A 17447-nucleotide genomic window follows, 5' to 3' on the forward strand; every position below is an offset into this window, starting at 1 on the left:
TAACGGACATGAAAAATAATCAAATCGAAAAGGTGTACCCTTTATCACCAATGCAGGAGGGAATGCTTTTCCACTCCTTACTTGGTGACACCCAGCATGCTTACTTTGAACAGATGAGGCTGATCATTCAAGGTGACCTCAACGTTAGTTATGTGGAACAAAGCCTAAACCATTTAATCAGCAAATACGATATTTTTCGTACGTTGTTTCTTCACGAAAAGCTACAGCGACCACGCCAAGTTGTGTTAAAAGAACGCAAGACCACTGTTGCCTTTCATAATATTGTAAACCTTTCTTGCGACGAACAAACGGCACATATCGAGGCTTTACTCCAAGCTGATCGAGAAAGAGGATTTGATCTCTCCAAAGATATCCTGATGCGTATAAGCATCATTCAGACCAAAGAAAAGGAGTATCAATTGGTTTGGAGTCATCATCATATCTTGATGGATGGTTGGTGCTTTGGCATTGTCATGCAGGATTTTTTCCGTTTCTACAAAATGCTGGTCATGAATCAGGCTCTAGTCAAGGAAAAGACGACACCCTATAGCAGCTATATTCATTGGTTGCAAAAACAAGATCAGACTGAGGCCATTACCTACTGGGAAAACTACCTCTCTGCTTATGAAAAGCCTGCGGTTATGCCACATCAGTTTGCACATTCTCATGGTTTTGCCTATGGGGAAGTAACCGTTACTGTAGATAAAGAACTAAGCGAGGGAATTCACCGCATCGCCCGCGAGCATCAGACCACGTCAAACAATGTTTTTCAAGCGATCTGGGGTCTTTTGCTCCAGCGTTACAATAACACCTCAGATGTCGTATTTGGTTCGGTTGTCTCAGGCCGACCCTCAGAAATTGAGGGTGTGGAGCAAATTGTCGGCCTATTTATCAATACCGTACCTGTACGGATTAAAAGCGTAAATGAGCAGACATTTAGCCAACTGCTTAATGCGGTGAAGCAGAACTCCTTGGAAGCTAAATCCTATGAATATGTCTCGCTAGCCGATATTCAGTCCCGGTCTGGACTTGGAAGCGATCTGTTTAATCATATTATAGGCTTTCAAAATCATGTAGATAATCAGGGACTATATCAGACTGAATGGGACAAAGAACTGGGTTTTACTGTAGTTAGCGTGGATGCCCATGAGATGACGAACTATGACTTTCATCTCGTTGTAATTCCTGGAGAAATATTCACGATTCGCCTAAGCTACAATGCAAACAAGTATGACCAAGCGTTTATCGAGCGTATAGGTGCACACCTAACAAAACTGATGAAGCAAGTCATTGCAGCACCTCAACAAGCTGTCCATACCTATGGCTTAGTCACAGATGAGGAAAAACAACAGCTTCTTACTACATATAACAGCACAACAGCAGACTTTCCGAGCGAAAAAACTTTGCATCAATTGTTTGAGGAACAGGTTGCTCGAACGCCGAATGCCATCGCGATCGCATACAATGACCAGAGTCTGACCTATCAGCAACTAGACGAGCAAGCCAACCAGCTAGCTCGTGTATTGCGAAGACAGGGTGTTGGACCCAATCAATTAATCGGTATTGTAGCAGAACGCTCTATTGAGATGGTTGTAGGACTTTTTGCGATCCTCAAAGCAGGGGGCGCGTATGTACCGATCGATCCGGAATATCCCAAAGAGCGTATCGAGTACATCTTAACTGATAGCCAGATTCAATTGGTTTTGATCCAAGAGCATTTACGTGAAACCATTACTACCACTCTTGGAGAGAGTGTTTCATCCTATAAAATGATGTCGATTACTACTGGTAACGACACTGACAATAGCCCGCTTGAGTCGGTAAATAGACCTTCTGACCTGGCTTATATGATCTACACGTCTGGCACCACCGGTAGACCAAAAGGTGTCATGATTGAACACCGAAATGTGGTTAATACAATCTATTGGCGTAGCCGTGAGTATCAATTTTGTGAGACAGACAGTGTGTTGCAGCTCTTTTCCTTCGCCTTTGACGGTTTCGTCATTAGCTTGTACTCACCACTGATCGCCGGTGCCAAAGCGGTCATTCTACCGACTGAGGATGCTAAAGATCCAGTGGCGATTAAACGTCATATCCTGCGCTGGAACGTAACAAGCTTTATTACCGTACCTGTCATGTACAGTGCAATCATCGATACCATGACCGCTGAAGAGACTCAGTCGTTACGCTTGATCTGCTTGGGGGCAGACAAACTGACAGAGAACGTCATCCGTCAGAGTAAAAACCTTAACGCTCGTATCGAGCTAATTAATGAATACGGTCCAACAGAGAACGCGATCGTTTCTACCTTTTCTCGCAACATGCGAGTAGATAAGCCCATTACGATTGGCGGTCCGATTTCGAATACCCGCGTTTACGTGTTAACTGCTCATGATCAGCTTCAGCCGATTGGAATACCTGGTGAACTGTGTGTTAGTGGTGTAGGTCTTGCTCGTGGCTACCACAATCTTCCTGAACTTACAGCCGAAAAGTTTGTAGCAAGTCCATTTGAGCCAGATGAGCGCATGTATCGTACAGGAGACATTGTCAGTTGGACGGAAGATGGAAAATTACTTTTTCACGGTCGCATCGACAATCAGGTCAAAATACGCGGTCACCGCGTCGAGACTGGGGAAATCGAGACCTTACTACAAAAGCACCCTGCGATAAATGAAGCGGTCATAACTGTACAGGAGATTGCTGACGATGCAGCTCTTTGTGCGTACTACGTGCCGGCTGATGAAGTACGTATCAACGAACTGCGTGATTATATGTCAACAGAGCTGCCAGATTACATGATGCCAGCCTACTTTATAGAACTCCAATCCCTGCCACTTACTGTTAACGGCAAAGTTGATCATAAATCACTCCCGATGCCGGAGAACATTTTTAGTGAAAGTGAATATGTTGCACCGAAGAATCAAACGCAGGAACAACTAGCAAAAATATGGGCCGATGTGCTCGGACTGACACAAGTGGGGATTACTGATAACTTTTTCGAACGGGGTGGCCATTCAATCAAAGCAACGTTACTGGTTGCTAGAATCCATAAACAATTCGGTATCGTGTATCCGCTCCAAGAAGTGTTTAACCGTCCAACCATCGAGAAGATGGCTGCTTACATCACACAGGCCGATAAGGATACCTTACCGCCGCTTATTCCAGCAGAAGCCCGCGATTTTTATCCAGCGACCTCTGCACAGAAACGTCTGTATGTGAGTATCCAATTCGATGGCGCCGAATTAACTTATAATATGCCGTTGATGGTACGTCTTAACGGATTGCTTGACGTCGAATCTCTACAAGAAGCTGTTCGTGCATTGACCCGGCGTCATGAATCGCTTCGTACTTCTTTCGTCACCGTGGAAGATAAGCTGATGCAACAGATTCATAAAGATGTAGAATTGCCGTTTTCTTATATCGAAACCTCCGAGGATTTATTGCAAGAAGAGGTTCATGGATTTATTCAGCCTTTTGACCTAAATCAGGCTCCACTGGCACGAGTCGGACTTTTCCGCATTGGCAAGCAAGAGCATTTGCTCGTACTCGATATGCATCACATCATTTCTGACGGTGTTTCCATGAACATTTTCTTACATGAGCTGACGCAACTCTACGCCCGTGAAGAATTGCCGCCTCTTTCGATTCAATATAAGGACTATGCCGTGTGGCAGCAAGCAATCATGGAAAGTGGTGCGGCAAACGTACAAGAGAAATATTGGCTCGACACCTTTAGCGGTGACATTCCTGTCCTCGAGCTTGCGACTGACTTCCCGCGTCCGACTGTACCGGAATTCGCTGGTTCGCGCATTCAGTTCGAGCTAACCGAAAGTCAAAGTGAGAGTTTGCTGACCTATTGCAACGAACAGGGCAGTACCTTGTATATGACCCTGCTAGCGGCACTTAATGTCCTGCTTCACAAGTACACTGGTCAACATGATATTGTCATCGGAACGCCGATTGCCGGACGTCAGCTAGCTGAACTAGAACATGTGATGGGAATGTTTGTTAATACGCTTGCAATGCGCAACCAGCTTGAGTCTGATGAGACGTTCAGCCAATTCCTAGGTGTAGTCCGAGCTAATAGCCTCAAAGCGTTTGAAAATCAGGACTACCCGCTTGAGACTTTGATTGAAAAGCTGGATGTACAGCGTGATATAAGCCGCAATCCATTATTTGACGTTATGTTCTCCTTACAGAACATTGAGGTTTCCGCGTTTGCGATGGCTAATCTCGAAATGAGTTCCTATGAATTCACGCATGAAATAGCCAAATTCGACATGACAGTGGTAGCGGCGGAACGTGAAGGCAAAATTGTGTTTGACTGGGAATATCGGACCCAACTGTTTTGTCAGGAAACAATAGAGCGGATGATTCAGCATTATCTGAGTATCCTCAATCAAGTGATTGCTGACCCAAACATCAAACTAAGAGACATTGACATGATGACAGATGCTGAAAAAGAACATTTGCTCACAGAGATAAACAACTCATTCAAGATCATCCCGCAGGACGTTACTGCACTGACCTTATTCGAACAAGCAGTGGCTGCGATGCCAGAGCAGATTGCCGTGGTATTTGGTGCACAACAACTGACCTATCGTGAATTAAATGAAAAAGCTAGCCTTTTAGCACAGACCTTGCGAACAAAAGGAGTGGGACAGGAAGATATTGTTGCCATTCTCAGTGACCGTTCCTTGGAAATGATCATCGGATTGATTGCGATCGTTAAGGCGGGAGCAGCCTTTTTGCCAATTGACCCTGAGTATCCAACAGAACGTATCGAATACATGCTATCCGATAGTAAAGCCAAGATCTTGCTTGTTCACCGTAATAGGGACATAGCTGCAGCATCAGGGGAGTGGACTGACATCTGCGAGACTCTGTTGCTTACAGATGACAGACTGTATCAAGCACTGACCGACGAACCGCTTGAAGCGATTGTTCAGCCAGATAGTCTTGCCTATGTCATCTATACATCAGGCTCTACGGGACAACCAAAAGGGGTGATGATCGAGCACCATTCACTTGTCAATCTTTGCTTGTGGCATCAAACGGCCTTCGATCTCACAGCAGCCGATCATACAACCAAATATGCAGGTTTCGGCTTTGATGCTTCGGTTTGGGAAATCTTCCCTACACTGATCACAGGTGCCACTCTGCACATCATTCCTGATGACATCCGTCTCGATGTGGAGTTGCTTAGTCACTATTTTGAAATACACGGAATTACCGTAAGCTTCTTACCGACTCAAATGTGTGAATTATTCCAAGAGCTGGATAACCGCTCATTGCGTGTCCTGTTGACTGGTGGCGACAAGCTAAAGACCTTTATTCCAAGGTCATATCAGCTTATCAACAACTATGGGCCAACTGAAAACACCGTCGTCGCTACATCTACTTTGCTGACTCAGGCATCCAATAATCTGCCTATAGGACGTCCTATTCAGAATGTACAAGCGCTCGTGCTCAGCTCACACGGACAGCTACAACCAATCGGGGTACCAGGCGAACTCTGCATTGGCGGAGCAGGACTTGCGCGTGGCTATCTCAATCGACCGGACCTTACTGCGGAAAAATTCGTCTCACATCCGCTTCTCCCAGAGCAGACCATTTATCGTACCGGAGACTTTGTAAGGATAAGCCAAGATGGACAGCTTGAATACCTTGGGCGGATTGATCAACAGGTAAAAATACGAGGCTATCGCATCGAACTTGGGGAAATTGAGACCAGAATGCTCCAGTATCCCGGGGTGAAAGAAGCTGTTGTGACGGCCTTTGACGCCAATCTTTGTGCCTATTACGTGGCTACAGAGGAGCTGGGTGATGTAGGTCTTCGTCAATACCTGAATAGCCAGTTGCCACCGTTCATGGTTCCAACGTTCTTCATCCAACTCGACAGTCTGCCGCTTACCGCAAATGGAAAAGTAGACCGCCGTGCCTTACCGGAACCAGACAGTGTACACTTACCAGATCGTCCTTTCGAACCGCCGATTAGCGAATTGGAGCAGAGGCTGGCGGATATTTGGGGTAGCGTCTTACAAGTTGAGCGTATCGGCCGTAACGACCATTTCTTCGAGCGTGGGGGACACTCGATTAGAGCGACTACAGTAATCTCTCGCATTCAAAAGGAATTCGGGGTGAAGGTGCCGCTCTCCGCATTCTTTCAAAAACCAACGCTTCAAGAGCTGGCGGACTGCCTAGAGCAAATCCTGCAACAGCAGAAGGAAGAGAACAGCTCAGACGAGTTAACGATCCTACCTGTCGGGCCAAGCGATTATTACCCTGCTTCTTCTGCACAAAAACGTATGTATGTCGTCAACCAGTTCGCTGGTGTAGAAACTGCCTATAACATGCCGCTTGTGCTGGAAATTAACGGTCCGCTTAACATCCCGCGCTTTACAGGTGTGATTGAAAGACTGATCGAACGACACGAAGCGCTCCGCACCTCTTTTGCTGTCGTGGATGGAGAAGTGGTGCAACGAATTCATCCAAGAGTAAAGCTACCCTTTGAACTTATTCAGGCCAGCAAGGAAAAACGCGATGAGATGATTAAGCAGGCGATTGGGCCATTTGATCTAGGGCAGGCACCTCTGATGCGTTCTCGTCTGATTCAACTGGATGAACAGTCCTATGTGGCTGTGATTGACATGCACCATATCATTTCCGACGGTGTCTCGATGAGCCTGTTTATGGACGAATTCAGCAAGCTTTATGCTGGTGAAACATTGCCAGAACTTCAGATTCAGTACAAGGATTATGCCATCTGGCAGCAGCAACGTAACCAGTTACAATCATTTGCTACCAAGGAATCTTACTGGCTAAATCAGTTCGCTGATGAAATTCCGGTGTTGGAGCTTGAAACCGACTATCCACGTTCTGTGGTTAAACAGTTTGCTGGAGAGATACTTCAGACTGAGCTGCCTGCCGAGTGGACAGCCAAACTACACTCGTTCAATCAAAACGAACAGGTCACTCTTTTTATGACCTTACTTGCGCTATATCAAATGTTGCTGGCTAAATATACTGATCAAGAAGATATTTGTGTCGGAACACCGATTGCGGGACGTCCAACTGCCGACGTAGAGCGGGTGATGGGAATGTTCGTTAACACGTTGGCATTGCGTAACCAGCCAGAAGCGGCGAAGAGCTTCCGCCAGTTTATTGCCGAAGTAAGAGAAAGCGTCCTATTAGCCTATGAAAATCAGGATTATCCGCTCGAAGAACTAATTGAAAAGCTTGGACTTGCCCGTGACACGAGCCGTAATCCCCTATTTGATACAATGTTTACCCTGCAAAACCTCGAACTAGCATCTGTTCAGCTTACGGACGTGGCTATTACTGCCCTTCCTTATGAGATGAAGAAGGCCAAGTTCGATCTGACGTTACTCGCCATCGAAACGGACGGCAAGATTTACTTCAACTGGGAATACAGCAGTCACTTATTTAAACGCGAAACAATTGAACAAATGGCTAACCACCTTAACCAACTGATCATCCATGCCTTAAAACATCCGAATAGTCCAATCTCAGACATCCAGATGATGACGGCAGAGGAGGAGCATCAGCTTTTAAAAGAGTTTAATTCAGAGCAAGGGCAAGCACCGATTACAGCTACCATTCCGCAATTGTTCGAACAGCAGGCCTCGCTGTATCCAGATGAGATTGCGCTGGTATTTGAGAAACAGGAGTGGAGCTATCGACAGCTTAACGAACAAGCAAACCTCCTTGCGCATGCACTTCAGGCAAGAGGAGTAGGAATAGAAGAAAAAGTTGGTTTGATTATCGACAGATCGCCGATGATGATCGTTGCTATGCTAGCGGTACTAAAAGCTGGGGGGGCCTATGTACCAATTGACCCAGAATACCCAATCGAGCGCATTCGTTTTATGCTTGCAGACACCAAGACTCGGCTGGTATTGTCCCAGTCCCATTTGATCAAAAACTACACGCTAGACCAAGAGTTGATTAATCTTGATGATCCGACATTGCTTCACCAAGGTGATATAAGCAATCCCAAAGCAGTTGACCTCAATTCACAGCATCTCGCCTACGTGATGTTTACCTCGGGAACTACTGGTCAACCAAAGGGAACGCTCACTACTCACGCAAACATTATCCGGGTCGTTAAGGATACGAACTATGTCGACTTGAATAGGACAGATACGCTTTTGCAAATTTCTAACTATGTATTTGACGGTTCTACCTTCGATATCTATGGTGCCCTTTTGAACGGAGCGAAGCTGGTCATGATGAATCGCCATGAAATGCTTGATGTTCATGCCCTTTCCTATCTAATCTCGACCCATCGAATTAGTGTGATATTTATGACGACAGCACTGTTCCATACTTTAGTAGACGTGAATCTGGAGTGCTTAGGTAACGTACGTAAGCTGTTTGTCGGCGGTGAAAAGATGTCGCCAAAACAAGCGAGAAAAGCACTGGCTTATCTTGGTCCGGACTGTTTTTACAACATATATGGCCCGACAGAAAGCACTGTATTTGCTACCTACTATCACATCTCAGAAATCAAGGAGGACACGAGCTCAATACCGATCGGGAAACCACTCAGTCGTACCCAACTATATGTGTTAAACAAGCATCACCATCTTGTACCAATCGGTGTACCTGGCGAGCTATACATCGGCGGAGAAGGACTGATCCGAGGGTATCTAAACCGACAAGACCTGACTGATGAGAAATTTATTCCAAGTCCGTTTAACCCAGATGAACGCTTGTACAAAACAGGAGACCTTGTGAGATGGCTTACTGACGGTAATATTGAGTACCTTGACCGTGCTGATAACCTTGTAAAAATCCGTGGGTTCCGCATTGAGCCAGACGAGATCGCCGTACAGATGAAGGAGCATCCTCAGGTCAAAGAAGCGGTTGTGCTTGTTAAACACGATCAAACCAATCAGGCCTACTTGTGTGCCTATTTCTCTGCACATTCTGAAATTGGTATCGCTGAGCTGCGGGATCACCTGTCTGATCGCATGCCAGAGTATATGATTCCAGCAGTTTTTATGGAGCTTGAGATGATTCCTTTCACTCCGAACGGTAAACTAGACCGCCGTGCGCTACCAGAACCTAGCTTGGAGCTGTATTCTAGCCAGTACGCACCACCTACCACCCCGACCGAAGAACGACTTTGCCAGATTTGGTCTGAGGTTCTTGGAGTAGAAAAAATCGGTGTCCATGATAACTTCTTTGAACGAGGTGGTCATTCCTTACGTGCCACGATGCTTTCGGCAAGCATTGAAAAGCAATTGGAAGTAGAGTTTAGTATTCAGCAGGTTTTTCTTCATCAGACAGTCAAAGAGATGGCTAACGCAATCAGCAGGTCCAATCAGAAAGCGTATCACGCAATTCAACCAGTAGAGAAGCGGGCGTATTACCCGACATCGCCATCGCAACGAAGACTTTACTTCATCAATCAGTTTGAGGGAGCAAGCATCAGCTATAATATGCCATTGATCGTGCGATTAGATGGAGAGCTTGATCTATCAATGCTACAAACTGCACTTGATATGCTCATACAGCGACATGAGGCATTCCGCACCTCTTTTGAAATGAGAGGAGAAGAGGTGATCCAACTGATTCACGATCAGGTGAGCCTCCCGCTGACGTTGGTCGAAATAGATGAAGAAACACTACGCAGAACGTTATCTGACTATATTCAACCTTTCGATTTGAGCAAAGCACCGCTCATCCGCGCTATTATTTTCCGCGTGACTAGTAGGCAGCACGTGCTTCTGATTGATATGCATCACATTATCTCTGACGGGACATCGCTTACTTTGTTTTTGCATGAGCTCAATCAATTATATCTGGGGAACGAACTGTCATCGCTAACGATCCAGTACAAGGATTATGCTGTATGGCAACGCGAGCAATGTCAGGTTAGCGGCGAGGAGGAACGTTTTTGGATTGATACCTTTGCAGGTGAGCTCCCTGTTCTTGAAATGCCGACCGATCACAGCCGACCGACGATTACTGATTATGCCGGTGACGTGATTAGCTTTGAGCTGGACAAGCAACAAACAGCCCAATTACTCACGTTTGCCCATGAGACTAATACAACTCTTTATATGACCTTACTGGCGGCCTATAATCTGTTCCTTGCTCGCTATACTGGCCAAGACGACATCATCGTGGGAACTCCGACAGCAGGACGCCTCAAAGCAGATGTAGAGCATGTGATCGGGATGTTTGTTAACACACTTGCAATGCGAAACTACCCTGTGATGTCTAAATCGTTCCGTGAGTTCCTAGGCGAAGTGAAAGCGAATGTGCTACAAGCTTATGAATACCAGACGTATCCACTAGAAGAGCTGATCGAAAAACTCGACATCCAACGTGACCGTAGTCGCAATCCGCTCTTTGATACAATGCTGACCGTGCAGAATATAGAGTTTGCTGATAGCACGATTTCTGGCCTCAAGATGACACCGTACGAGTATACGCACAACGCAGCTAAGTTCGACCTGACATTATCGGTGCTGGAGCGAGACGGTAAGCTTTATTTTGAATGGGAATACCGGGCCAGCCTATACAAGCGTACCACTATGGAACGTATGGCCAAGCATTTTCTCACATTGCTGATGGGTGCAATTACACAGCCTGATCTTTCGATGGGACAACTCATCATGGTAAACGAAGCAGAGAAGCAACAGTTGATTTATGACTTCAACCAAACTGATGCGAAATACCCGCGTGAAACTACCATTCATGCATGGATTGAAAAGCAGGTAAGTTTAACACCAAACCGTGTTGCTGTCACATACGGCGACAAACACCTTACCTACCGGGAATTGGACGAGCAGGCTAATCGTCTTGCTAATCGCCTGTTACAGCAGGGTCAGCATCAGCGTAATCCGTTGATCGGAATGCTTTTGGACCGATCCGAACGCATGATTATTTCCATTCTGGCTATTTTGAAAGCTGGAGGAGCCTATGTGCCAATTGATCCGGAATACCCGGTAGAGCGTATAGCAGCAATTGTTGAGGACACAGGCATGAACATGCTCATCACAGAGTCACATCATGCCGAAATCTATGAGGCTTTTGCCGAAATCCATCCGATTAATATCGATCAGCTAGATGAGTGGGCAAAGCAGCCATCCGAACTGCTAACAAAGCCAATTGGAACAAAAGATGACCTTGCATACATCATCTTCACCTCTGGCTCTACCGGTAAGCCTAAAGGTGTTATGATCGAACACCGCAATGTGATCCGCTTGATGACGAATGATCGCATGAGGTTTGATTTTACCGAAAACGATGTCTGGACAATGTTCCACTCCTACTGCTTCGACTTCTCTGTTTGGGAGATGTATGGCGCTCTTTTTTACGGTGGCCGTGTTGTTATCGTACCAAAAGAGATTGCTCGTGTGCCGAAGGATTTCATCCAACTTCTTAAGCAGGAGCGGGTGACTGTGCTTAATCAGACCCCTACTGCCTTCTACGCGCTACTACAGGAAGAGGCGAAAGTAAAAGAGAAGGAATTGGCTGTCCGTTACGTGATTTTCGGCGGTGAAGCCCTAGCACCAATCCAGCTTCACAAGTTCCATGAAAGATACCCGGCAACCCAACTCATTAACATGTACGGCATTACTGAGACCACTGTACATGTAACGTTTAAAGAAATTACTCAGACCGAGATGAACAAGAATCAGCCAAACATCGGTACTCCGATTCCAACGCTGACTGTTTACATCTTGGATGAATTCCAGCAACTTGTCCCAATTGGGGTAAAAGGTGAGATATACGTCGGTGGAGAGGGTGTGGCACGCGGATACCTTCATCAACCTGATTTGACTGCGGAGCGTTTTGTACCGAATCCATTTATACCTGATCAAAAAATGTATCGTGCAGGTGATCTGGCACGTTGGCTAGATGACGGTACACTGGAGTATTTGGGTCGACTCGACCATCAGGTAAAAGTGCGAGGCTTCCGCATCGAGCTAGGGGAGATTGAGACTTGCCTTCTGCAACATGATGCCATCAACGAAGCTCTTGTGATAGCTATCGACGATGCTGGCAGCACTGCACTTTGCGCCTACTATATTGCAACCCACGAGCTTAGTATCAGCGAATTGCGAAGACACATCGGTGAAACGTTGCCCAGCTTCATGATCCCAGCCTACTTTATTGGACTCGATACATTCCCGATGACCGTCAATGGCAAAGTAGATCGCAAAGCCCTACCGAAACCGGATGCCTCCACACTCACTATTAACCGTTATGTGGAGCCGCAGGGTGAACTGGAAGAGAAGCTGGATATGATTTGGAGCGAAGTGCTTGGCAGAAGCGGCGTTGGACGGGAAGGAAATTTCTTTGAGCTAGGTGGACATTCTCTCAAAGCGGCATCCCTAATCTCCCTGATGCACAAAGAAACGGGTGTGAAGGTACCGCTGAAGGTTCTGTTTCAGACTCCAATCCTATGGGAAGTAGCGGAGTACATCAAAAAACAAGAGGCAGGAACCTACACTGCGCTCGAGCTACTTGAAAAACGTCCGTACTATAAAGCCTCTCCGTATCAGCGTTACACTTACGAGCGTGCCGCAGGGGAGATCAGCTACAATATTCCTTTTGCGATAACGTTAGAAGGGAAGCTGAATGTAGAGCGGTTACGCGATTCATTCCAGACGATGATTAACCGTCATGAGTCGCTGCGCAGCTCCTTTGATGTAGTCGATGATGAAGTAGTACTCGTAGTTCATGACGAGCTTTGTTTTGACCTTACTGTAATGGAAGCAAAGGAGGAGCAAGTGTCAGAATTGGTACAGGCTCAGGTTCGGCCGTTTGATTTCCATGAAGCCCCACTGCTCCGTGCCGTTTTGATTCGTAGTGAAGAAGAAAAACACACATTGTTTGTTGATATGAACCACATTATTTCCGACGGAACTTCGCTGAGCGTTTTTATGGATGAACTGATGCAGCTATACGCTGACCATGAGCTACCCGAATTGACCGTGCAATACAAGGAATATACCTATTGGCTCGATCAATGGCTAACTAGCGAAGAGGGGAAAAGACAAGAGCAGTTCTGGCTGAAGTATTTTGATGGAGATATCCCACAGCTGGAACTCCCAACGGACTTCCCGCGTCCTGACCAAAAGAAATTCGATGGCGAAAAAATCTTCTTCCAAGTCGATGCCAAACGTACCAAGCTACTTCATGAATTTTCTGAAGCACATAGCGTCACAATTTACATTACCCTTTTGTCCGCTTTCTACGTACTTTTGCAGAAATACACTGACCAAGAAGATATCATAGTTGGGACTTGGCAAGCAGGACGACCTCGTGAAGAATTCAACAGGGTAATTGGTTTATTCATCAATACGGTGGCTTTCCGGGCTAATCCAAGAGGAGATTTGAATTTCCAGGAATTCCTCACCGATGTCAAAGAGAACATCGTTCAATGCTATGAGAACCAGCTCTATCCATTTGAAATGATAACGGAAAAACTAGCGATTCCTGCCGTTGAAAACCGTACACCGCTCTTTGATGCAGTATTCTCAATGCTCAACTATGAGATGAACGACATCGAATTCGACAGTCTTCACGTCGTTCCTCATCCATTTGAGTTCAAAATTTGTGAATACGACATCTATTTGGAAGCGATTGAAAAGCACGATTTTATCCATTTCTCCCTCGGCTACAGCGTCGAGCTGTTCAATCAGTCGACTATTGAAGAGATGGCTCAGGATTACTTGTCGTTACTTGATGAGCTCCTGAACAAGGCACAAGCAAAACTTGCAGAGGTGGGGATTACCATTAAAGAAAAACAGGCAGTTAAAAATGAAGTAAGGCTGGCAACCTCCGAAGTAGCAATAGCGATGGCACCGGAACTCTCACCTCCATCCACAAATCGTATCTATCCTGAGACAGTGCCGTACCATCCCTTTGAACCAACGAAGGATAGAGTAGAGGTAATTAATAGAGCAGAATTTGGCGACGGGGTGATCTCTAAGACAACCATTCAACCTGGTGAAATAGTCTTCCGTTTTGATGGCTCGCAGCTTCCGTATCAAACTCTGTACACCTTACAAAAATATTCGGGACTTTTTGTGGAAGACCCATACTGCATGGGAAAAGTACTTCACTCGTGCGATCCTAACACAGTGGTTGACATGGACACTCAGGTTTTCACTGCTGTCAAAGAAATCAAGCCTGGTGACTACATAACCATGGACTATGAGACCACTGAAGACGAACTGTACCGCCAATTCGAATGCGGATGTGGTGCAAGCAAATGCAGAAAGATCATCACAGGTCGATTAATGAGAGCCAGAAACTAATTCAAACTTGAAAAATTGATTATAGTCACTATTCGTTCTTTTATCGGAAAATAGAAAACACAAGGAGATGTTACAGGATGTATAAACGTATCATGCACGAAGGCAAAGCTTGCTATGGAAAACATGTGTTGGTTCACATGGAAAGATGCAACGAAAATATTCTCAGCATTGAAGTGGTAAAGGATTTCATTACGAAACTCGTTAAAGACATTGACATGGTTGCCTTCGGTGAGTGCCACTGCTATCGCTTTGGAGACGGTGAAGAAATCGGTCTTTCGGCAGTACAATTGATCTACACCAGCAGTATCACTCTTCACACCAATGATCTACATCGCGAGGGGTACCTAGATGTTTTCTCTTGCAAAGACTTTTCTGAAGAGCAAGTCAAACAAAGCATCATTGATGTATTTGGGCCTGAAAATGTTCAGTACCAAGTGATTATCCGTGAATAAATTGCTGATGTCGGTTTAAACAGGGGAGGGGAGGAAAGTGGTATCGTTTATGCGGTACCACCCTTTTCTTCCTTTTGTTCCCCTATGTAAAAGTTACGATGAGGTGTTCTTATGACAACCACAAAAAAGAACCGCTCTGTGGCACTGATAGCCTTCCTGATTTTGGCGGGAATCATCTATGGGGGCAGCTATTATTACATGCACGTGCATACAGCCAAAAGTGATATAGTCGATTTACTCGTTACAGTGGCCCTGATGTTTGTGATACCATTCCTAGTCAATCTGCTGGTTATTCGCAATAAAATTTCATTGTTTTTTGCCTTTTTTATTGAGATTTTTGTCTCGAAATACCTGATAGCAGATTCCCATCAGCGTTACTTGGATTACGTGATTTTCTATGTTGCACCTCTGGTTGAAATCTTTTTTCTTTGCTTTATCTTCTTTCAAATTATCCGTCTATACCGGGATAGCAAAAAACACGCGGATCGAGAATTAAGCTTCTATGAGGCGATGGAAGTGGCACTGACCAAGCTGTTCGGCGATACGCCGCTCAAAAATGTTTTCCTCTCTGAGATTAAGCTTTTCTACTATTCTTTCGGTGTTCTGTTCAAAAAACCGGAAATTCGAAAAGATATCTCATATAGCTACCATAAGACAACCATTATTAAAACAATGATGATTGTTTTCGGTCTGTTGCTCATAGCCGAGACCGTATTGCTTCACTGGCTACTCGCAAAGTGGAGCATAATCGCTGCATGGATTGCAACAGCGATCAGTATCTATGCAGCTTTGTACATCGTCGCCTTCTACAACTCTGTTAAATACCTGCCTTGCATCGTTACTGAGGATAAAGTCACACTCTACGCCGGTTATCAGAGTATTGCTGTAATCGACATTGCTAATATTGAAGCAATTCAATCTCCAAACATGATCAATGTTGCACTCAATCCGTTTGAGAAAGGAGATTCTGATGTGATCAATACGACACTGATGATGGACTCTCCATCATTCGAGATCAAAGTAAAAAAATCAACGATTCATTATGGTGTCTTTGGGATGAAAAAGGAGTTCAAACGCATTATGTTCAAAGTAGACGAACCAGAGTCCTTTGCCCAAGCTATTCGTTCAAAGATGGAAAAGCTCCAAGAGCAACACGATAAAGAAAACACGAATATTTAATTGCCTGGGAAACAGCAGGAGTAGACATAGGCAGACAACAAAAAGACGGCTCTCGATGAAAGGAGTCGTTTTTTTGTTGTAAGCTTTTGAGGCTGGTGATCTGGTTTCTGGAGAGCAGACATTCTTACTCCTAAAGATAAACCCCCAAACCCTGGAGTTGAAGTGTTTGATTTCAGAGTAATAAATTGTTGTAGATCTGATTTATATGTATATAATAAATATGATTTTAGTGATTAATTATATCAGCACACCTAAAGAGAGAACTCAACATGAAGTAAAAATTTAGATTTCCAATGTGTTTATTGAGGTTTTATACATGCTAGCAATACAGCTTTGAATGCCGAGATAGATTCAGACATTAGCTAAGGAACTGTATTCATGTCGAAGAAAGACAATCGATTAGCAGCATTGTTGTTAATCGCAGAAAAAAGTGGATTTATTGGGATAACATCTATTGCGCTTAGCCATGGCGGGAACTTGATTATTCATTTAGCTCCATATCCTATTGAGTTCATAGCTATTTGGCATTGTAGATCTAGTAATATTCATTTAAAATACATACAACTATAAAGAGCAAGTAAACATCAAGAAAGAGAGGAGTATTGAATTATGGATTTTTATCGTTTAACGAGCACAAATGATGTTTTATAAAAGCTTTTGATCTATATAAAGCTAGTTTTCCCGAGCATGAACAAAGATTATTTGAGGATCAAATAGTAGCTTTGAATCATTCGGAATATCATTGTGATATTATTTTGGAAAAAGATGTATTTGTTGGCATTATCTTTTATTGGCAAACGAGTGGATATACTTATATTGAACATTTTGCGATTGATCCTGATATGCGAGGAAATAATGTAGGTTCTCGCTGCTTACAAAAGTTTTGTGATTTACACAATCTAGTCATTTTAGAAATTGATCCACCAGTAGAGTCTATTTCTATTAGACGCAAGAGCTTTTATATGAGGCTTGGCTTTATGGAAAATCATTACCAACATAAACATCCTGCGTATCGAAAACAGAATGTACCTCATGAACTTGTCATCATGAGTTTTCCAAGAAGAATTTCGGAATTGGAATATAGGAAATCAATGAGTACTTGGTAAAAACAATTATGAAGTCTGACGTATCGTGAGATTATTAGATTACACAATAACCAAACACCTATTTTCTTGAAAAGGAGGAAAATGGGTGTTTTTCATTTCTCGATTTGAACTAAAAAAGTTTACTGTCTTTACTAATATTTAGAAAACTTTATTAAGGTGATATTATTATATACAAAAATGAAATAGTAAGATCTTGCAACTATACCAACTCATGGCACAAACCCTGTGAACACTTAGAGTAGGTCTAAAAGTGGCCTATTTTAGTAGAAATAATTGTAAGATTCATACCCGATTATTTCATTATTAGGAGAGATATCCTGTTACAGCCATGATACAGATATAATTCTACATTTTTATTGACCTAATGTTATTTTTGCTACAGCCCACAAAATAATATATAATAT

At 44.2% G+C, this 17447-nt stretch carries 4 protein-coding genes; all 4 read left to right on the forward strand.

Going from position 1 to position 17447, the window contains the following annotated elements; all coding sequences use genetic code 11:
• Positions 1-8 precede the first annotated feature (8 nt).
• Positions 9-14306 (forward strand): non-ribosomal peptide synthetase, encoded by a 14298-nt coding sequence (locus AYJ08_RS15020; protein WP_064018412.1) that lies wholly within the window; start codon positions 9-11, stop codon positions 14304-14306.
• A 77-nt stretch (positions 14307-14383) separates the two neighbouring features.
• Positions 14384-14758, forward strand: a complete 375-nt coding sequence (gene speD, locus AYJ08_RS15025) for an S-adenosylmethionine decarboxylase (protein WP_022585162.1) — start codon at positions 14384-14386, stop codon at positions 14756-14758.
• Between the two features lie 111 nt (positions 14759-14869).
• Entirely contained in the window at positions 14870-15937 is a 1068-nt protein-coding gene (locus tag AYJ08_RS15030) for a hypothetical protein (protein WP_064018413.1), read from the forward strand.
• Between the two features lie 713 nt (positions 15938-16650).
• Positions 16651-17043, forward strand: coding sequence for a GNAT family N-acetyltransferase (locus AYJ08_RS24530; RefSeq protein WP_231929119.1), 393 nt, complete (start codon positions 16651-16653; stop codon positions 17041-17043).
• Positions 17044-17447 lie beyond the last annotated feature (404 nt).

Source organism: Brevibacillus sp. SKDU10 (genome assembly GCF_001645205.1).
In the GTDB taxonomy this organism is placed as follows: Bacteria; Bacillota; Bacilli; order Brevibacillales; family Brevibacillaceae; genus Brevibacillus_B; species Brevibacillus_B halotolerans.

Excerpts from the sequence above, each read along its gene's own strand:
- AYJ08_RS15030 (WP_064018413.1), top strand. The coding sequence starts at position 14,870 with ATGACAACCACAAAAAAGAACCGCTCTGTGGCACTGATAGCCTTCCTG.
- AYJ08_RS15020 (WP_064018412.1), top strand. The coding sequence starts at position 9 with ATGAAAAATAATCAAATCGAAAAGGTGTACCCTTTATCACCAATGCAG.
- speD (WP_022585162.1), top strand. The coding sequence starts at position 14,384 with ATGTATAAACGTATCATGCACGAAGGCAAAGCTTGCTATGGAAAACAT.